The sequence below is a fragment of the Acinetobacter nosocomialis NIPH 2119 genome (genome assembly GCF_000368085.1).
Classification (GTDB): Bacteria; Pseudomonadota; Gammaproteobacteria; order Pseudomonadales; family Moraxellaceae; genus Acinetobacter; species Acinetobacter nosocomialis.
In genome coordinates this window covers 3,411,422-3,432,583 of record NZ_KB849239.1, presented here as the reverse complement: position 1 = coordinate 3,432,583, position 21,162 = coordinate 3,411,422, and the positions used below count along the sequence as shown (strand labels likewise).

General features: G+C 40.3%; 16 protein-coding genes. 1 reads left to right on the top strand and 15 read right to left on the bottom strand.

Annotated elements, in window-relative coordinates; genetic code table 11:
- The 15 genes from F984_RS19855 to F984_RS19785 form a co-directional block, all read right to left on the bottom strand.
- Positions 1 to 438: a pilin gene (locus F984_RS19855; protein WP_004711677.1), complete on the bottom strand. Its 438-nt coding sequence runs from the start codon at positions 436 to 438 to the stop codon at positions 1 to 3.
- 339 nt (positions 439 to 777) lie between these two features.
- Positions 778 to 1,338 (bottom strand): TPM domain-containing protein, encoded by a 561-nt coding sequence (locus tag F984_RS19850; RefSeq protein WP_004711674.1) that lies wholly within the window; start codon positions 1,336 to 1,338, stop codon positions 778 to 780.
- Positions 1,332 to 2,414: a TPM domain-containing protein gene (locus F984_RS19845; protein WP_004711673.1), complete on the bottom strand. Its 1,083-nt coding sequence runs from the start codon at positions 2,412 to 2,414 to the stop codon at positions 1,332 to 1,334. The genes F984_RS19850 and F984_RS19845 overlap by 7 nt, the downstream gene beginning before the upstream one ends.
- A 21-nt stretch (positions 2,415 to 2,435) precedes the next feature.
- A complete protein-coding gene (locus tag F984_RS19840; protein ID WP_002051712.1) occupies positions 2,436 to 3,026 on the bottom strand; it encodes a LemA family protein in 591 nt (196 codons plus the stop codon).
- A gap of 133 nt (positions 3,027 to 3,159) precedes the next feature.
- Complete coding sequence (locus tag F984_RS19835; protein ID WP_004711671.1) at positions 3,160 to 4,047, bottom strand: metal-dependent hydrolase; 888 nt, start codon at positions 4,045 to 4,047, stop codon at positions 3,160 to 3,162.
- A gap of 173 nt (positions 4,048 to 4,220) precedes the next feature.
- Positions 4,221 to 5,642 (bottom strand): glutamate synthase subunit beta, encoded by a 1,422-nt coding sequence (locus F984_RS19830; protein ID WP_002051782.1) that lies wholly within the window; start codon positions 5,640 to 5,642, stop codon positions 4,221 to 4,223.
- 69 nt (positions 5,643 to 5,711) lie between these two features.
- Positions 5,712 to 10,187 (bottom strand): glutamate synthase large subunit, encoded by a 4,476-nt coding sequence (gene gltB, locus F984_RS19825; protein WP_171057467.1) that lies wholly within the window; start codon positions 10,185 to 10,187, stop codon positions 5,712 to 5,714.
- A 462-nt stretch (positions 10,188 to 10,649) separates the two neighbouring features.
- Positions 10,650 to 11,525, bottom strand: a complete 876-nt coding sequence (locus tag F984_RS19820; RefSeq protein WP_004711666.1) for a hypothetical protein — start codon at positions 11,523 to 11,525, stop codon at positions 10,650 to 10,652.
- A 15-nt stretch (positions 11,526 to 11,540) separates the two neighbouring features.
- Positions 11,541 to 12,623 (bottom strand): 3-dehydroquinate synthase, encoded by a 1,083-nt coding sequence (gene aroB / locus F984_RS19815; protein WP_004711664.1) that lies wholly within the window; start codon positions 12,621 to 12,623, stop codon positions 11,541 to 11,543.
- Between the two features lie 28 nt (positions 12,624 to 12,651).
- Complete coding sequence (gene aroK, locus F984_RS19810) at positions 12,652 to 13,221, bottom strand: shikimate kinase AroK (RefSeq protein WP_002051689.1); 570 nt, start codon at positions 13,219 to 13,221, stop codon at positions 12,652 to 12,654.
- A gap of 11 nt (positions 13,222 to 13,232) precedes the next feature.
- Positions 13,233 to 15,398, bottom strand: a complete 2,166-nt coding sequence (pilQ, locus tag F984_RS19805; RefSeq protein WP_004711661.1) for a type IV pilus secretin PilQ — start codon at positions 15,396 to 15,398, stop codon at positions 13,233 to 13,235.
- 62 nt (positions 15,399 to 15,460) lie between these two features.
- Entirely contained in the window at positions 15,461 to 15,988 is a 528-nt protein-coding gene (locus F984_RS19800; protein WP_004711660.1) for a pilus assembly protein PilP, read from the bottom strand.
- A gap of 10 nt (positions 15,989 to 15,998) precedes the next feature.
- Positions 15,999 to 16,739 carry a type IV pilus inner membrane component PilO gene (locus F984_RS19795; RefSeq protein ID WP_004711658.1) on the bottom strand — a complete coding sequence of 247 codons (741 nt, stop codon included), beginning with the start codon at positions 16,737 to 16,739 and terminating at the stop codon, positions 15,999 to 16,001.
- Positions 16,736 to 17,380, bottom strand: coding sequence for a PilN domain-containing protein (locus F984_RS19790; protein ID WP_004711656.1), 645 nt, complete (start codon positions 17,378 to 17,380; stop codon positions 16,736 to 16,738). The genes F984_RS19795 and F984_RS19790 overlap by 4 nt, the downstream gene beginning before the upstream one ends.
- Positions 17,380 to 18,438 (bottom strand): pilus assembly protein PilM, encoded by a 1,059-nt coding sequence (locus F984_RS19785; RefSeq protein ID WP_004711654.1) that lies wholly within the window; start codon positions 18,436 to 18,438, stop codon positions 17,380 to 17,382. Before F984_RS19785 ends, F984_RS19790 begins: the two co-directional genes overlap by 1 nt.
- 161 nt (positions 18,439 to 18,599) lie before the next feature.
- Here F984_RS19785 and ponA point away from each other — a divergent pair, with 161 nt between their 5' ends.
- Complete coding sequence (ponA, locus tag F984_RS19780; RefSeq protein ID WP_004711652.1) at positions 18,600 to 21,158, top strand: penicillin-binding protein PBP1a; 2,559 nt, start codon at positions 18,600 to 18,602, stop codon at positions 21,156 to 21,158.
- Positions 21,159 to 21,162 lie beyond the last annotated feature (4 nt).

Below are 21,162 nucleotides of genomic sequence, written 5' to 3'. Positions count from 1 at the left end.
TTATGATGCACCACATGATTTAGGACGTAAATTATCAGCTACATCAGTTTTACAACGCCATGTTCCTGTAGTCCCTGCTGTAGCACTATCAGCTGTTCGTTCCCAAGAAATTTTCTTGCCACTAATTTGTGAAGTGCCTTGTAATGTACATTCAATTGATGTTAATCCAGTAGTAGCAACTGACACACTAATTGAAGAACAAGCATTGCTTGAAGCTTGCAAGCCTACATCAGTAGCATTTGTTAAATTAGCAGTTAAACCTTCTGCTAATTTAGTTTCAGTATTAGCTTTACCAGCGGTAATATCAGTTAGTCCTGTACTTACTTGAGATTTAGCAATATAGTTTTGATAAGCAGGAATCGCGATCGCTGCTAAAATACCAATAATCGCTACAACGATCATAAGTTCAATTAATGTAAAACCTTTTTGTGCATTCATAGCCTTTTCCCCAAAGATTGTATGTATGTTTTTATATAAGCTTTTTGAGCTATAGAATATATTGCAGCAACCATGCCAACTTTTATTTTTATTAAAAAACAAAAACTTATAAATATTCTAAACTTATTCGGAATACTAAAGCAGTAAATAAGTGACAAAAATTGTCACTATAATTTTTTTAGAATTAAATCACTAATAAAAATTTCTTCACAGCCTATTTCTTTTTTTTACTTTTTAATGTGACAAAAATCTCTTTAAAAATACATGATTAGATGACATTTTTTGTCAGTCAGTTTATTGTCCAAATTTTTTAAAACAGCTAGATTTTGTGTAGATAATTTAATTAATAATGATAGGTGCATTACCCAATTCATTATTCTGATCTGGCATATTTTCATCGTAAAACCGAGACATCACATCACCAATTTGCTGAACCCCAATCACTACAGCTTGTAGATACTGCTTTTGTTTAAGCTGCTGCACAATAGACTCACAAATCTGTTGCCATACCTGCTCAGTCGTCGCGCTTCGAATACCACGATCAAATATAATTTCTACTGTGCGTTCACATAAATTTAAATAGAGCAGTACACCGCTATTAAGTTCAGTATCCCAAACCCCAAGTTCTGCAAATAATTGTTGCGCCCTTAAGCGCGTGTTCTGCCTATATGCTTGTGAACAAGGAATATGCCCTTCTATAACGACCTGTATTTCACCAACATGACCAAGTTCTGCTTGTTGAACAGCTTCAGCAATAGCTTGTTTAACCCTTTTACTAAAATAGCGGCTACTAGCAGGAAAATAGCAAAGATGCTTAAACCAACGTTTTAAGCTTGGCTCTACATATTCCTCAATTTTTGGTTGAGTAATAATTTGTGTTGTTTCTGATGTTGTTACCATGACCCTGAAGCACCTCCACCACCAAAACGACCTCCACCGCCGCCATAACCGCCGCCGCCACCACCGCCGCCGCCTCCGCGTCCACCCCCACCAGAACCACTTAAAATAGCCTGTAAAATAAGTTGGGCAATTGAGGTAATAAGTAAAAAGAAAATACCAAATCCAAGTAGTAAACTAGTGACCAAGCCAGCACCGTTTACAAAGCCTGCTACCGCGGCAGCAACACCTGCTGTAGAAGCACTGAGAGGTCGACCAACAATAAAAGAGCCTACAATTCCGGCAATAAGAATAAACAACGCCATTGTCAAAGTAGTTTGTTTGGCTTGTTGTTCTTCGGCAGCCTGATGTTGGCGCTCTTTTAAATCTTGAGCAGCTTGCTGAGCAACTTCCGGATCTAGATTTAAAATCCTTCCGATTTCATCAAGACCAGCGTTTAATCCTTGAGCATATTGGGCTTGTTTAAAATAAGGTGTAATTTGATTTCGAATAATTCGACTTGCCACAATATCAGGCAATACGCCTTCTAAACCATATCCAGTCAAAATTTGTATTCTATGATCATTAATAGCAACTGCGATAAGTAAACCATTATCTCGTTTACTCGAACCAAGTTGCCATTTTTCGCCGACACGTAAAGCGTAATCAAATATATCTTCTTGGCCTGTGGTCGGTACAATCACAATACCTATTTGTGCCTTACCTTGCTGGTATAGATTTAAAATTTTCTGATTGAGTTGCTGCTTTTCAGCTTCACTCAAAATATTGGCTTGATCAATAACAGGCTGATTTAATGTTGGTAAACCGCGAATTGATTCACCATCAGCCATGTCATTCGCAACCTGAGCTTGAGGCGCGGCACTTGAAGCAGCCTGCTCATTGATTTTAGGTTTCGATGCTTGAGCTTGCTGCTGTTGAATAATTTTACCTGCCACCACAGTATCAGTTTCATCTTTAGCAGTGGCAATATTATTCTCACTCCAAGCCGCACTCTGAAACAGAACACTGCAGCAGAGCACTATTAAGGTAATAACAAACACCTTAATTTGCTTAAACTGAAGCAATATAGTATTTCTCATGCGGCTCTTCCTTGATTTAAATTAATCGAAAGAAACTTTTGGAGCCTGCTGAGCCGATGCTTCTGCAGAGAAATTAGCTTTTGGATGCATACCAATCACTTTCGCTGTTACAGCTTGTGGGAACTGACGGACATAAGAGTTATAGTCTTGAACAGTTGTAATATAACGATTACGTGCCACAGCAATTCGGTTTTCTGTACCCTCAAGCTGAACCTGTAATTCTTGGAATTGGGTATTGGCTTTTAAGTCTGGGTAATTTTCTGAAACAGCAATCAGTCGAGATAATGCACCAGTTAACTGGCTTTGCGCTTGTTGATATTTTTCAAGTAATGCTGGGTCTTCCAATACTTCTTTATCGACCTTCAAGCCTGCTACATTTGCGCGTGCCTGAGTTACTTCAGTTAATACTTGCTCTTCGTGCTTAGCATAACCTTTAACTACGTTTACAAGATTTGGTACTAAATCTGATCGACGTTGATATTGGTTCTGTACCTCAGACCAAGCCGCTGTTACAGCCTCATCTTTGACCTGTAAAGTATTATAGCCACAGCCGGAAAATAGTAAGGTGCTTGCAAGTGTTGTCGCGATTACAAGTTGTTTAAACGTTTTCATCGTCACTTTATCCTCAAGTTTTTCTTTATATTTTTAACCTCTTGTCTCGATTGTATGATGAATTTGGCATTATTGTGTTGCTTTTATTTTATAGATTTAAAAAAAACCGGATCTTTAAATCCGGTTTTTTATTCTAGCTTGGTCTTAACTTTGTTTCCTCGTGGAAACTTGTCATTTGATATTCATCCGCCAAATAACTCTTCCAATAATCGACCATCTGGCCATAGTTTTTTTGACTCGGATGAAAGTCTTTTCTGTAATAAGCAAAATATTCAGGTGTCAGTTGTATAATCATTTTAACAAGCAAATACACACCAAAAATATTTCCGCCCATTTTAGGCAAACTTTTCCATTTATCTTGCCAAAATAACCGCGTCGTACCATAGAAAGCAAGACTCGCAAATCCCGTAGTAACACTACGCATGAGTAAACGGCGAATACGATCATCACCATAGACATGTTGGTACACATCAAATGCAACTGAACGATGCTCGATTTCCTCAATAGCATGCCAGACCCAAAGCTTTAGCGCATCTTGGTCCAAAGTTTTTAATAATTCAGGATGCTGTAAAATATATCCTCCAAGCAAAGCCGTAAAATGCTCAAATGCACATGTCAATGCCAGCTGTAGCTTAGGAGAAATTGTTCTTAAATATTTATCACGCTCATTCAACCACGCTTGAAAACGATCCAAATTATAGTCATCACGGCGCCAAGCCTCATTAAATTCACCATGCGCTTTCGAGTGCATCGCTTCTTGTCCAATAAAAGCTGCAATTTGTGCCTGCAATTGGGGATCGGAAACTTTGTCACGTACATTACGCACGCTATTTACAAAAAACTGTTCTCCTACGGGAAATGTTGAAGAGAGTGCAGTTAAAAAATGGGACATTAAAGGCGAATTTGCAAAATAATAGCGCTTGATTGCTTGAGGATTAAACTCAAGGCGACGCACTGTAATACCCAACGCTTTTCGACGATTTAAATATGATTTTTCTGCCGTCATACCTGCGATGTTCATGCTCAACACCTACTGTAGTGAAGAAGGAAGCTTTGAGTATCTCTTGCAACTAAGGGGCTAAAAAGGGCAAAAAAGCTTATTATATTTGCCAAAAACGTCAAACTGATTAACGGTAAAAAATAAAGCCTGCATATAGCAGGCTTTATCAAAAACTTTAGTAATGATTTTTTAGATTAAACACCAAGATAATCTAAAATACCTTCAGCAGCTTGGCGACCTTCCCAAATAGCTGTAACTACAAGATCTGAACCACGCACCATATCACCACCAGCAAAGATTTTCGGGTTTGATGTCTGGAATTTAAATTCTTGATGCTCTGGTGCAACTACACGACCTGAACCATCAAGATTAATATTCACATTACCAAACCAGTCTGCTGGACTTGGACGGAAACCAAACGCGAGTAAAACTGCATCTGCCGGTAAAATTTCTTCCGAACCTGGAATTGGCTCAGGGCTACGGCGGCCACGACTATCTGGTTCACCCATCTGCGTCGTTACCACTTTTACGCCTGTCACTTTGCCATTCTCACCAACAATTTCGATTGGTTGGCGGTTAAACAAGAACTTTACGCCTTCTTCATACGCATTTTTTACTTCACGTGCAGAACCTGGCATATTGCTTTCATCACGACGATATGCACAAGTTACATCATGAGCACCTTGACGCAATGAAGTACGGTTACAGTCCATTGCGGTATCACCACCACCAAGAACAATAACTTTTTTACCGTCTAAGCTAATGTATTCACTTGGATCTTTTTCCCAACCTTGGCAACGGTTCACGTTAGAGATCAAGAAATCTAGCGCATCATAAACACCATCAAGATCTTCACCCGGGAAACCACCTTTCATGTAGGTATAAGTTCCCATTCCCATGAATACTGCATCATATTCAGCAAGTAATTCATCAATCGTGACATCTTTACCAATTTCAGTATTTAAGCGGAATTCAATACCCATGCCAGTGAAAATTTCACGGCGGCGCTTCATCACATCCTTTTCCATTTTGAATTCTGGAATACCAAATGTCAGTAAGCCACCAATTTCAGGACGCTTATCGAATACAACTGGCTTAACACCACCGCGGGCTAAAATGTCGGCACAACCTAGCCCTGCTGGACCTGCACCAATGATCGCAACTTTTTTACCTGTCCACTTTACATGGGACATGTCTGGGCGCCAACCCAAAGCAAAAGCGGTGTCATTAATATATTTTTCAGCATTCCCAATAGTTACTGCACCAAAACCATCATTTAAGGTACAAGCACCTTCACACAAACGGTCCTGCGGACACACACGACCACATACCTCAGGTAAAGTGTTCGTTTGATGGCAAAGCTCAGCAGCCTGGAAAATTTGTCCTTCAGCAATGAGTTTTAACCAGTTTGGAATGTAGTTATGTACAGGACATTTCCATTCGCAATATGGGTTACCACAACCTAAACAACGGTGTGTCTGATTAGTGACAGTTTCCGAAGTAAAAGGTTTATAAATTTCCACAAATTCTGCTTTGCGGACAGTAATATCTTTTTTCTCTGGATCTTGACGTGGTACATCCAGAAATTGAAAGTCATTATTTAGGCGTTCTGCCATGTCTCTCTCCGTGGGTAGGCGCGGATTTCCCTGTTGCCCGCACCTGCCTATGTCTTTGCAGTCGTGGAATTATTGTGGATCAGCTTGTGTAGTTTTCAAAAGCGATTGCAAGTTAGCAGCTTTTGGTTTTACAAGCCAGAATTTACGGCTGTAGAAATCGAACTCATTGCGAATTTTATAAGCCCAAGCACTACCAGTTTCTTTAATATGCTCGTCAATAATACGCAACAAGAACTCTTTATGATCTTCCATAGATTCTGTTGAAATACGGGTTAAGTCAATTAACTCGTGGTTGTAGTAATCTACAAAATCATTATCGAGGTCAAGCACATAAGCAAAACCGCCTGTCATACCTGCACCGAAGTTATGACCCACTTTTCCAAGCACAGTCACAACACCACCAGTCATATATTCACAGCAGTGGTCACCTGCACCTTCAATAACAGCAAACGCACCAGAGTTACGAACGGCGAAACGCTCACCTGCCGTACCAGCTGCAAATAACTTACCGCCAGTTGCGCCATATAAACAAGTATTACCAATAATTGCTGTATTTTGTGTTTGGAAAGGCGAACCTTTTGGTGGGAAGATCGAGATACGACCACCCGCCATGCCTTTACCTACATAGTCGTTTGCATCACCTTCAAGACGGATATGCAAACCACCAGCATTCCAAACACCAAGTGACTGACCAGCAGTACCTGTTAGGTTCATTACAACCGGATGTGCTTCCATACCCAAGTTGCCATAGCGACGAGCAATCTCACCCGATACACGTGCACCAATTGAACGGTCACAGTTCACGACATTAAAGTTGAACTGACCGCCTGCACTTGACTCAATTGCAGGAAGCATTTCTGCAACCATTTTCTCAGCCAATACACCTTTATCAAATGGTGCATTACCTTGTACTTCACAGTACTGCGCTTTACCTTCAGCAGCAGGATGAGAAGTTAACAATGCACTTAAATCAAGGTGAGCATGTTTTTCAGTTTCACCCGGTAATACTTCAAGTAAGTCCACACGACCAATTAAGTCTTTAAGTGAAGCTACACCAAGAGCCGCTAACCATTCACGTGTTTCTTCTGCAATAAAGTGGAAGAAGTTAATGAGCATTTGTGGTTCGCCAATATAGTGCTCTTGACGTAAATGGTCTTGTTGAGTTGCAACACCTGTTGCACAGTTGTTTAAGTGGCAAATACGTAGATATTTACAACCTAATGCAATCATTGGTGTTGAACCAAAACCGAAACTCTCAGCACCTAAAATTGCTGCCTTAATAACATCAAGACCAGTCTTTAAACCGCCGTCAGTTTGTACACGTACTTTGCCACGCAAGTCATTTACACGAAGTGCCTGATGCGCTTCACTCAAACCAAGCTCCCATGGAGAACCTGCGTGGTGAATTGAAGAAAGCGGAGATGCAGCAGTACCACCGTCATAACCAGAAATGGTAATAAAGTCTGCATATGCTTTAGCAACACCAGCAGCAATCGTACCTACACCCGGTTCAGATACCAACTTCACAGATACCATCGCTTTCGGGTTAACTTGTTTCAAGTCAAAAATCAGTTGCGACAAATCTTCAATTGAGTAAATGTCGTGGTGTGGCGGAGGTGAAATAAGTGTCACACCCGGTACTGAGTAACGTAAACGCGCAATCAAGCCATTCACTTTACCACCTGGTAACTGACCACCTTCACCTGGTTTTGCACCTTGAGCAACTTTAATTTGCAAAACTTCAGCAGAAGTTAAGTAAGCAGGTGTTACACCGAAACGACCAGATGCAATTTGCTTAATTTTCGAGTTACGAATTGTGCCGTAACGTGCAGGGTCTTCACCACCCTCACCAGAGTTTGAACGACCACCAATGGTGTTCATCGCAATTGCAATGGCTTCATGCGCTTCTGGAGAAAGCGCACCTAAAGACATCCCTGCCGAGTCGAAACGAGGCAAAATATCTTCAACCGATTCAACTTGTTCAACTGGGATCGGATTAGTTGTTTTTAACTTAAATAGGTCACGAATAGTCGCTACTGGACGGTTATTTACCAATTCAGCATATTCTTTAAAGTCTTCGTATTTACCAGAGCGAACCGCTTTATGTAGTGAGTTAATCACATCTGGGTTAAACGCATGGTACTCTTTACCAAATACGAATTTAAGCAAACCACCCTGATCAATTGGCTTACGACTAGACCAAGCTGTCGCCGCTAATTTTTTCTGGTCATTTTCAAGATCAACAAATGTTGCACCTTGGATACGACTTGGAACGCCTAAGAAACACTGATCTACAACTTCAGAAGATAAACCTACTGCTTCAAATAACTGACCACCACGGTAAGAAGCTACTGTCGAGATACCCATTTTTGAAAGAACTTTTAACAAGCCTTTCTCAATACCTTTACGGAAGTTTGCTTGTGCATGAATCGGATCACCTAAAAGCTCACCTTTCGCAATCAAGTCATTGATTACGTCATATGCAAGGTATGGGTAAACAGCAGTCGCACCAAAACCAAGTAATACCGCAAATTGGTGTGGATCACGTGCAAAACCAGTTTCAACCATAATGTTTGCATCAGTACGCAAACCAGTTTTAATGAGGTAATGGTGTACCGCACCCGTTGCAAGAGCAGCGTTTGCAGGTAAGTAACCCTCACGAATGTTTTTATCAGTTAAAACAATTAGGGTTTTACCATCACGAACAGCTTGTGCAGATTCTTCACAAATACGCGTAATTGCCGCTTGTAAACCTTCTGTTTCAGCATAGTTCAAATCAATATCAACTGCCTCATAACCCGCACGCTCAATTGTACGAATTTGCTGCATTTTTGAATTTGACAATACAGGGCTAGAGATGATGATACGATCAGCATGCTCAGGACCTTGTTCGAATACGTTCTGCTCACGACCCAAACAGGTTTCAAGTGACATAACAATTGATTCACGCAGTGGGTCAATTGGTGGGTTTGTCACCTGTGCAAACTGTTGACGGAAGTAGTCGGTCACATGACGTACTTGACGAGACAATACAGCCATTGGCGTATCGTCACCCATAGAACCAACAGCTTCCTGACCGCTCTCAGCGATTGGACGTAACAACTGGTCGCGCTCTTCAAATGTCACCATAAACATTTTTTGAGCTGCTTTTAATGCTTCACCAGTTAAACCTTTATCAACAAGTTGCTCTTCAAGTTCTGGGTTTGCATTTAAGCGAATCGCGTGATCACGTAACCACTCACGGTACGGGCGCATGTTTTTCAAATGAGTACTAACATCTTTAGTATCAAGTACTTTACCTGTTAAAGTATCGACTACCAAGATTTGACCAGGACCTACACGACCCTTGGAAACTACGTCTTCAGGTTCATAGCCCCAAACACCAATTTCAGATGCTAAGGTAATATAATCATTTTTGGTAATTACCCAACGTGCAGGGCGCAGGCCATTACGGTCAAGCATACAAATCGCATGGCGGCCATCTTGAATAACAAGACCAGCAGGACCATCCCAAGCTTCCATATGTTTTGAGTTGAATTCATAGAATGCACGCAAGTCTGCATCTAGAGTTTCAACGTTTTGCCAAGCTGGCGGTACGAGCATACGTAAAGCACGGAATAAATCCATACCACCACCCACCAAGATCTCAAGCATATTATCCAAGCTTGAAGAATCCGAACCTGTACGGTTTACAATCGGGTTAAGCTCAGTAAGGCCTGGCAATAATGGGTTTTCAAATTTAGGAGTACGCGCTAACGCCCAGTTACGGTTTGCTGTAATCGTGTTGATTTCACCATTATGTGCAAGGTAACGGAATGGCTGAGCCAAAGGCCAACGCGGTAATGTATTTGTAGAGAAACGTTGGTGGAATACCACGATATGCGATTTTAAGCGCTCATCTGCCAAATCTGTATAGAACTCAGCAATTGCAGCAGGCATCATCAAGCCTTTATAGCTAATAACTGTCGAGCAAAGCGTAGTCACGTAAAATGACGGATCTTTTTGAAGTTGTTGTTCCGCACGGCGACGCGCCAAGAATAACTTACGGTTAAATTCAACCTCAGTTACACCCATTGGACAGTTCACAATGACTTGTTCAAAAGCCGGTAAAGATTGAAGCGCAATTTCACCTAATGCATCGTTATTTGTAGGGACAATACGCCAAGCAAGTACACGTAAACCTTCTGACTCAATTTCTTTTGTTAAAATATTTTTAGAGTGCTGTGCTAATGCAGGATCAATATTTAAAAATACCGTACCCACAGCAAAAATTTCACTTAGTGTAATATCACTTAGTTTTTTTGCTTCATCACGGAAAAATTGCTTTGGCATCGCCAATAATAAGCCGCAACCATCTCCCGTCTTGCCATCTGCGGCAATACCACCACGGTGCGTCATGCAACTTAAACTGTGAATCGCGGTTTCTACTAGATGATGACTTGATTCACCCTTCATATGGGCAATCAGTCCAAAACCACAGTTATCCTTAAACTCATCAGGCTGATATAAACCTTGAGCGGGAGCTACAGTATTAGGCGATGGCATGTGCATAGCGTACCCTTCTTTCAATAAGGCTCTTTCGAGCGTCAAACAAACAACTTCTTTTTGCGATAGTGCCTACGGATGACAGTTAGCTCAATGTTTCGCAAACAAAAAATTTTGGGCTGATAAGCCAATATACGCTGTTCCATTTTTACGTACACTGGTTTTTGCTAGAAAAATGTTTTGACTTATTTCGCACTCTTTTAAAGCAGTTGGACCCCACGCCTCTGCATAGAATTCACTTCTTAGAGGGCAAAAATAGTTTGCAGCACATTAATAAGCACAACAATAAAGCAAAAAGTGTGCCATATTGAAAAAATGAGACTAAATCCTTATATTTATTATAAATATAGTTATTTTATTCGCATTATCATGTTAAAAAATGTCTAAATATGCACCACATCTGATCAAAAAATATTATCATATAATTAGTTTGCACCATTTTTGCGCATATTATTAGATAAATTAATTCCCTTTTGTGCCCTCATTTGTGGCATTTTTCTGTTGTCCCTCATTAATTCGTGTTTGAGGTGTTCTATTAGGCTGATCAATATTAGAATTTGATTGCTGTACATCAACCACATTTCCTTCTGCATCACGACGAATAATCGTAGTTTTTGTAGCTGAATTAGTTGCAGGAGCTTTAGGCTGAGCATTGGCAGTTCCCGTAGCTACTCCTGACATCAATAATGACTCATCAATTGTTGGTAAAGCAGCCGGACGCAGACGTACTTCATAAAGCTGATTATTGCCACCTTTCATCTCATCTGCCCCTAAGTCATTTACCAGTGAGGCATAACTTGAGAACTGTTGTGGCTGAGGTTTAACTGACTCAGGTAATTGCAGGTTAATTTGTGTTAATTGCTGAATTGCATCTTCTGAGCGTTTAAACGTGCCATAAACCAACACATACTGCTCTGCTTGTTGTTCCCCACTTAAACGGAAATAAATAAATTTATTACGGTCGGTACGATTTTTTAAAAAGTTTTTAATAATATCTTCATCAGAGGCACGAAATAACTCAAGCGTCCATTGTTTTTTATTTTCATTAATAAACTTTGTACCGCGAAACTCAGGTTCATGCTCACCCGAAGCCACAGTACGTGTAGTTAAATCGAGTGGACGAACCTCATCAGCCAAAGCACCTAGGTTAGGTGTTGTAGCAACTTTCTCTGGTTGAATTTGTACAGGCGCCTCAGAGTCAGCGGACTTTTCAACTTCAACCAGTTTTTTGCTATCTGTAATTACCCAAAAAATAAAAGCAAGCAATAAGCAGGCAATACCACCAACCAACCAGATATATTGTTGAACATTCTGCCAAAGTGTACGTGATACAGTCATGCTTTACCTTATTTGTTATCCGTGTTGATTCGCCAAAATAGCCTGTTTCATCAATTCGACATCAAAGTCCTTGGTAATTACTGCTTGTCCAAGTTGCTTTAACAACACCAAACGTAATTGTCCATTAAGAACTTTTTTGTCATGAGCCATATATCCAAGGAAATCATCCAATGGAATTTGTGGACATGATATCGGCAAATTCGCACGTTGAATGATTTTTTTTGTACGAGCTACATCTTCATTTGAGATCCAGCCCAAACGCTGTGATAAATCTGCTGCCATCACCATACCAGTTGCAACAGCCTCACCATGCAACCAAGTACCATAACCTAGATACGACTCAATCGCATGGCCGAAAGTATGGCCTAAATTAAGTAAAGCGCGTTCACCTTGTTCTTTCTCATCATTCGCAACAATACGCGCTTTATGAGCACATGAACGATAGACAGCTTCTGCAAGTAAATCAGCATCTCTAGCAACAAGGCCATCCATATTTTCTTCAAGCCAAACCAAGAAATCAGCATCACCTAAAAGTGCATATTTGATCACTTCAGCTAAACCGGCCGAAAGCTCACGTTCTGGCAATGTATTCAATTGTGCCATATCAGCTAAAACGACTTGTGGTTGCTGAAAAGCACCTAACATATTCTTGCCAAGCGGATGATTGATTCCTGTTTTTCCGCCAACACTCGAATCGACTTGTGAAAGCAATGTCGTAGGAACCTGTACAAAATAAACGCCACGTTGGAAACAAGCAGAAGCAAAACCCGCCATATCCCCAATCACGCCACCACCTAAAGCTAAAACTGTACAATCGCGATTAAAGCCAGCTTCAAGCAATGCATCAAAAATTAAATTTAAATATTGAATATCTTTATATTTTTCGCCGTCAGGTAAAATACAAGTCGCAACCGTTTTACCCAGACTTTTTAATGCTTCTTGATAGTGGCTTAAATATAATGGTGCAACCGTAACATTGCTTACAATCATGACCTGTTGACCATGTATATATGGCTCGAGTAACTGTTTCGGGTCAAGTTGACTACCAATAAAAATAGGATAACGGCGTTCGCCTAATTCAACATGTAAAGTTTGCATGAATTTATAAAACCACTAGTCAGTTCGTCTATTTTAACTTGTTCGCTAGAATAAGTTGCAAAATCTTTTGTGCGAGATCACGTGCAGCACCTTGATTTGTTTCAATCGTATAATGTGCAACTTCTCTATACAGGGGGTCTCTAATCTTTAATAAATCCCGCAATTTTTGTTCAGGATTTTCAACTTGTAATAAGGGTCTGTTTTTATCCCGATAAGTTCTTTGTAGTTGTAATTCAACAGGAGTATATAAATAAATAACGATTCCACGTTGCTTTAAAAATTCTCGGTTAGGTGCTTGAGTAATCGCCCCACCACCCGTAGCAAGCACTAATGCTTTACGTGAAGTGAGCTCATTTAAGACCACAGTTTCACGGGTACGAAATCCAACTTCTCCTTCTTTTTCAAAAATCCAGGGAATAGTCGCCCCTGTCTTGCGCTCAATTTCATGATCACTATCTAAGAATTCACGCCCTAATAGTTCTGCTAAATGACGTCCAACGGTTGTTTTTCCTGCCCCCATGGGCCCTACCAAATAAATATTTGGCAGGGTTTCAAACGCTTTGCTTGGCAAGGCGCCACCTATTTCAATTGCTTTCATTAAAAAATATATTAATGATTTCTCGCTAAAGTGTCATTAACAATTCGTGGTGTTACGAAAATCAATAATTCTTGCTTATCATCAGATTTTACATCTTTTCTAAATAAATGCCCTACAACAGGAATATCACCAAAAAATGGAACTTTGGTTTGAGAATTCGTCGTTGTTTGCTCGAATACACCACCTAAAATAACGGTCTCTCCATTATCAACCAGCACATTGGTATTAATATTATTCTTATTCAGAATTAATTCACCATTTGGGGCCGCACCTGCTACAGAGTCCTTAGAAATATCCAATTTCATTTGAATCTTACCGTCAGGCGTAATACTTGGAGTTACATTTAGGCTTAGTAATGCATCTTTAAATGATGTTGTGGCTGTTGAGCCTGCAGCAGAATTTGTTGTAGTTTGATATGGAACTTGTTGACCTGTTGCTACTTTCGCAGTTTGCTTATCGGCGGTCATCACTTTAGGCGTTGAAATTACTTCACCATAACCATCGGCTTGTAAAGCTGAGAGCTCAAGATCCAACATGAAGTCCGACATACTAATAAGACCAAAGGCAATACTGCCGGCAGGATTAGAAACCCCCAAATCAACGTTTAAATTATCTGGGCGCTCAATCGTATATTTATACCCACCTGTAGTTTCATCTTTTTTAGGTTCGCGCAGATTCCATAAAGTTGTTTCACTACCACCAACCAACAAATTTTTATTATTGGTAATACCTTGCGAAAGAATGCCCCACTTCACACCAAGTTCTTTGGTAAACGACGTAGACGCTCTCACAATACGTGCTTCAACCATAACCTGTTTAACTTGCACATCAAGCAAGTCAATCATTTTTCGAATTTGATCAATCGACTGAGCAGTATCATTAATAATAAGAGTATTAGTTCGGTCATCTTGAGTAATGGTACCGCGAGGGCTAAGTAAACTACCCACATTATTCCCAAGACTATCAACGCCAGTATTTAAATTGGTTGAAGTTGAAGTTCCTCCACCAGAAGTATGTTGTAAGCCATTACTATTATTTGAGCCTTGAGTAATTAAACCCATAATATCGCCAGCTTTAGCGTATTTAAGTTGAATATACTCTGTCTGTAACGGAGCAAGTTTTACACTTTGCGCTACAGCTTTCGCTTCTTCCTCTTCCGCTTTAATCAACTCTGCAACAGGAGCAATCCAAATCACATTCCCATTACGACGTTTATCAAGATTTTTAGTTTTTAAAATAATATCCAGAGCCTGATCCCAAGGTACATCTTTTAAACGTAGCGTGATATTACCTTGCACACTATCAGCAGCCACCATATTGATTCCCGTAAAATCAGCAAGGAGCTGTAAAACACGGCGCACTTCGATGTCTTGAAAATCTAGCGAAAGCTTATTTCCAGAATAATTTGGCGTTTTATATAGAGAAGTTACATTTTTATCTTGTGGTCGTTTCAAACTGATTGTGAGCTTATTTTCAGCCTGATATGCCATGTATTCGTAGCTACCAGATGACTGAATAGTAATTACACCAGCACCTTTATCATTATAAGCATCAATACTTGAGACTGGTGTTGCAAAATCATTTACATTTAGACGACGCGCCAAATGTGCCGGAATTTTTGTACCTAAAGTTCTTATAACAACTTTACTGCCTTGTTGTTGAACATCTACAGGTGTATTACTTCCCAAAAGATCCACAACAACTAAACCTTCTCCCTGACTACCACGCTGAAATCCAATGTTTGAAATACCTTGTGGTTGTGCAGTAACTACTGGTACAGGTTTATTATTCGGTTGGACCGAATTAATTTTTAAAATGAAAGTATTACCTTCCACACGTGTTGTAAACGCTCCAGCATCTTTTAAATTTACAGTCAAACGTGAACGTTGATCATCTGAAGTTACATCTACAGAGCTTGCTTCATTGGTCGCAACAGCAATTTTAGACTGTTTTAAACTTTGTTGAGCTTTATCAAAATCTAATATTAAACGTGACGGATTTTCAAGTTGGTAAGCCTGTGGCTGTGGTGGCAATCCATTAAACATAACTCTAATTTCTGTGCCCTGACCTGCAACTTGCGTTGGTACTATATTGGTCATGCTGACCTGTGCAGATGCAGCCTGCATAATTGCAACAGCTACAGCCCCCATAGAAAACTGACGGAATACCTGATTCATTGTCTGACCATCCCCAATTAAATAATCTTTAAAAATACTTTTTCGTTTTTATTCCCTAAGTTTTAGGGTGCAGGCCCAATCAAGACCAAAGTTCTCGGTCTCTCGACATAGCCTTCTCGACCATCTGGCACAATCTCGACCAGATCAATCTGGGTTGGACTAATATGAGTAATACGGCCCTGATTCATGCCCATATAATTACCCACTTGTACCCGTTCAATTTGATGATCCGGTGTCTGAATCAAAGCCAATATTTGACCACGATTATTACGCATGCTTCCTTTCATATTTAAGGCTTCAAGTGCATAGTTTTCTAATGGTTGCGGTGCACGTGAGAAATTTGGATACACTCGCTTCCCGGCCATAATTTTAAGCTCAGCTGCCAGTGAGCTTGGCATAAACGGGCTTTTTAATTGATGAGCAGCATAATTAAATTGTGGTACAGGGGTAAAAATCGGCGCTGGTTCAATAGGGAGCGGTGGCTGATTGCGAATACTTGCCATTTGCTGATTGACTGCGTCAATTCTTGAATCACATCCCACAAGAGCGGCACAGGCCAAAATATAAAGAGTAATTTGCTTAATTTTCATCATAACTCTCCTATTTCGGCTGAGCATTAGGGCTAGTTGGTGCATTCGCCGCTGCAGCCTTAGCTGGTTGTGCCGATGGCTCTGGTGCTCCTATATATCGATAGGTTTTGGCTTTAATAGAATAATTAAGCACAGGAATATCTGACTTACTATCTTTAGCTGGAGCAGCCTCTACAACAAAGTCATGCATCGTCACAATACGTGGCAAAGCAGAGATACTACTTACGAAAGCACCGAAAGCGTGATAGTCGCCTGTTGCTTCGATGGCAATTGGTTGTTCAATAAAAATTTCCTGCTTTACTTCATCCTCTAAACGGATATTTTTAAATTTCAATCCAGAGTTCACACCAGTTAAGTTAATATCCTCAACTAAACTTGGAATCTCTGTTTCTTTCGGCAATTGTTCTAATTGCTGGTTGAAATTTGCCTGCATCTCTTGAAGCTGTACTTGATACTGCTGAAGATTACGTAATTTCGAGTCTTTTTCTCGAAATTCATTTAATAAATTACCTTCCTGAGCTTGGGCATTATCAATTGCTTGTAGCTTTGGCTGAATAGCAACAAAATAACCCAAAGCTAATACAGCAAAGAAAATAAAAATCCAGCAAGTAATTTTTACAGATATTGGCCAACTACCATAGTTGTTCATATCAAGCGTATTAAATTGCTGAAGGAATTTATCGAGATTAAATTTCTTTTTCTTTGAAGCTGATTGCTCTAATGATAATTCTTGCAGTTCATCTTGACTCATTTGGCTGCCCCCGTGTCTTTCGCTACGGCTGGCTTAACAGCATCGTTATTCGTTGTGGTCACGCCCATTTCCCCCAAATCGACAGTCACAACAAAACTGCCATAGTTATCTTCCACCCTAGGAAGAAGAGAACTCGCAGTCTTATCTTTTTTATCTTCATTAGCCAAGAAAGAATTCATAAAAGCATTACGATACCAAGGAGACGATTCAAGGTTACGAAGCAATTCAGCTACCGTATTTGGACTCTCAGCTTTACCCTCGATCGTAAATTTATCCCCCACTCGACTGAATTTGGTTAGATACATTGCTGGTGGCGTGACTCGAACGAGCTCATCAACTAATCGCACCACTACTGGCCGTTGACTCTGCAAATTTTGAATCAACTTCATACGCTCAATAATGGCATCACGCTGCTCTTGTAAACCGTTTAATGCTTTTAATTGCTGATCAAGGTTTTGATTTGTACTTTTAATAAGTTGGTTTGCTTGTTCTTGATCATCTAATTTATGATCAAAATAGAACCATCCACCAAATACGGTTGTAATCCCCAAAACAACCACCCCAAAGCATAAAGTTATAAATTGTTTTTTTCGTTGTTCCCTCAGCTCTTCACGCCAAGGTAGTAAGTTAATTGTTGCCATTAATCAAAACTCCTTAAAGCCAAGCCGCATGCCACCATTAAAGATGAAGCATCATTTTCAATTTTTTGAACGTCGACTTGAGGAGAAAAACCCATTTGTAAAAATGGGTTGGCAATAGTGACACGGTAGCCTAATTTTTGCTGCAAAAGCTTGGCAAGACCTGGAATATTCGCATTGCCACCTGCAAGCAAAATATGGTCTATTTCGTTAAACTGAGATGAAGAAAAGAAGAATTGTAATGAGCGGGCCGCCTGCTGAACCACAGCATCTAGAAATGGATCTAGTACCTCAATTTCATAATCGTCTGGCAAAGTACGGTCTTTTTTAGCTCGGCTTGCTTCTTCTAGAGAGAGGCCATAACGACTTTGAATTTCAAGCGTAAGTTGCTTACCGCCAAAAACCTGCTCACGAGTATAAATAATCTTGCCATTTTGCATGACCGATAGTGTTGTCATGGTATGGCCGATATCTAAAATTCCTATCGTATTTGCGCCCATCGGCAAGCTATCAGCAAACACACTAAAAGCACGTTCGACTGCATAACTCTCGACATCTGCCAGTTTAGGATTCAAATCTGCCAATTCAAGAACTTCAACACGTGTTTCAACGTTTTCCGTTCTTGTTGCGACCAAAAGAACATTTACTCGATTTGGATTCAGCAAGCGATCAGGCAAAACCTCAAAATCAAGGCTCACCTCATCCAGCGGGAACGGTATGTACTGCTCCGCATCTACACGAATCTGAACTTCACGTTCGTCATCGCTCATATCTGCATCCATTTCGATAGTTTTATGAATAACCGTCGATGTTGGAACAGCAATTGCAGCATTAGTGGTTTGGGGATTTGCTAAATTCATCGCCCGTTCCAAAGCTTCTGCTACCGCTTCTGGATTTAAGATATTTTTTTCAACTACACTGTTTTCAGGTAAAGGCATCAAAGCATAGCTTTCTACCCAATATTTACCGTTCTTGACAGAGAGCTCTAACAACTTAACAGAAGTCGAACTAATATCGACGCCCATTAACCCCTTATTAGGTTTACGATATAACCTGAGCACACTATTGTCCTATTATTTTTTTATCCCCAAAAAAAATTACAAACCAATAATCTCGGTCTTTATTTTTACACGGATACAATATCTCATCTAACAATCCGCATGTCTAAAGGCTATACTGACCACAATTAGTTTGTATTCGATCTTATTAAAGCTTACTTATCATGAAAAAGCTATCCAGTTTGGGCTTCGTGCGTCCAATTTTTTTGATCATTATTATTATCTTAGTCTCACTTCCGATGGGATTTTATGGCATGTATCTCTATATTGCCCCAACCCTCCCGGAAATGAGTTCACTAAAAAAAGCACCGCTTTTAAAGCCCTTGCAAGTCTATACAGCCGACAATCAACTTATTGCTGAGTACGGTGGTAAACTTTCTATTCCTGTTGAATACAAACAAATTCCTCCTACGTTTATTCATGCATTCCTAGCAGCAGAAGATTCTTCTTTCTTCGAACACAGCGGCATTAGCTTTAAAGGTTTAGGCCGTGCTTTAAGTGAAAGTGTGACTGGGTCTGATGTGCAAACAGGTGGTTCTACCATCACAATGCAGGTTGCAAAAAACTATTATTTAAGCCCAGAAAGAACTTTAAAACGCAAACTAACTGAAATCTTTTTGGCCCGAAAAATTGAACAAAACTTATCTAAAGAAGACATATTAAGTCTTTATGTGAATAAGATTTTCTTGGGTAAAAATGCTTACGGTATCGCAGCTGCTGCAAAAATTTACTATAACAAGAGTATTAATGAGCTCAGCATTGCTCAAATGGCTATGATTTCTGGCTTACCGAAAGCACCGTCTAAATACAACCCAGTGGTTAACCCAGAACGGGCACTTGAACGCCGCAACTGGATTTTAGGCCGTATGTTGCAGCTCGGTTATATTTCTCAAGCAGAGTATCAAAAGGCAGTTGCAGAGCCGATCAACTTGAATATGCCCAACCGCGACCTAAATAATATTCACCCATATGCAGGTGAAATGGTCCGCTCAGAGCTTGTAAAACACTTTGGTGAACAAGCAATTGACTCAGGCTATAAGGTTTACACGACCATTAACGCCCAACGTCAGGCTATTGCAGAAAAATCTGTACAAGATGGTTTAGAGGCTTATGACCGTCGTCATGGCTGGCGTGGAGCAGAAGCACATGACAAACCATTAAGCCAATTTAGAGCTTATGCCAATACCTACCCTGCAGAAGTGACTAAAGTAAATAACAACTCTTTTGAAGCGTTAATGCAAGATGGTTCAACAGTCACTGTGCAATGGTCTGGCATGTCTTGGGCCCGCCCCTATCGCAATGCAAATAGCGTAGGTGGAGCACCTTCACGTGCATCTCAGATTGTTAAGGTTAAGGATATTGTTCGTTTACGTCCAAATGAAGCTAAAACTGCATGGTCGTTAGTTCAAGTACCTAAAGTTCAAGGCCAGCTTATTGCAATTAATCCAAATGATGGCTCCATTGAAGCAATTGTTGGTGGTTATAATTTCTATCAATCGAAATTTAACCGTGCTTTACAAGGCTGGCGTCAGCCGGGTTCGACCATCAAACCATTCCTTTATGCTTTAGCATTAGAACGTGGTATGACACCTTATAGCATGGTCAACGATAGCCCGATTACCATTGGTAAGTGGACACCAAAGAACTCTGATGGTCGTTACCTAGGTATGATCCCATTACGCCGTGCTTTGTATTTGTCTCGTAATACCGTCTCTGTAAGACTTTTACAAACTGTAGGGATTGAACGTACTCGTCAGTTATTCATGGATTTTGGTTTACAAGAAGATCAGATTCCACGTAACTACACCATTGCTTTAGGTACACCTCAAGTATTGCCAATTCAGATGGCAACAGGTTATGCAACATTTGCAAACGGTGGCTACCGTGTCCAACCACATTTCATTCAACGTATTGAAGATGCATACGGTAAAGTGATTTACGAAGCTAAGCCAGAATATGCATGTATTCCATGTATTAATTCACCTGAAACAACTGAAGATGCACAGGCAACTACACCAGATGATCAAGTTGTTGAAGTGACCAATAAAGAGTTGGAACAGAAAGAAAAGGCGACCAAACAGCTCAACCTAAAACAAACTGATAAAAATAATAGTCAATATCGTCAAGCTCAGCGTATTTTAAAATCAAGCTCTGCTTATGATATGGCAAATATCTTACGTGACGTAATTGAGCATGGTACAGGTCGTGCCGCACTTAAAATTGGCCGTAGTGACTTGGGTGGTAAAACGGGTACAACGAACGACGCAAAAGATGCATGGTTTGCAGGTTTCAATGGCAAGTTAGTCGCAATTACATGGGTCGGCTTTGACCAACCAACAACACTTGGCCGTCGTGAGTATGGTGGTATTGCCGCATTACCAATCTGGATTAACTTTATGGATCAATCTCTAAAAGGTACTCCAGCTTCTTGGGTTCGTTTAGAAAAAGATGCTCAAGCACCTATTTCTCGTGACAAACAAGCTGTCGTTACAGAAATAGGCGATAAGAAAACATATCGTGCTGCACCACCATTAGCACGTCCACTTTATCGTCCTGCACCACCGCAACCGAAAGCTAACACCAATAATGACTTTGATGACCTACCTGGTGAGGAAATTGTAATTCCATCTAAGGCAGCACCTCCAGCAATGAAGCCTTCACAAGGAACAGCGCCGAAGCGTGACAAAGATGAGTTAGAAAACTTGATTAACCAAATTGAGTAAAAAT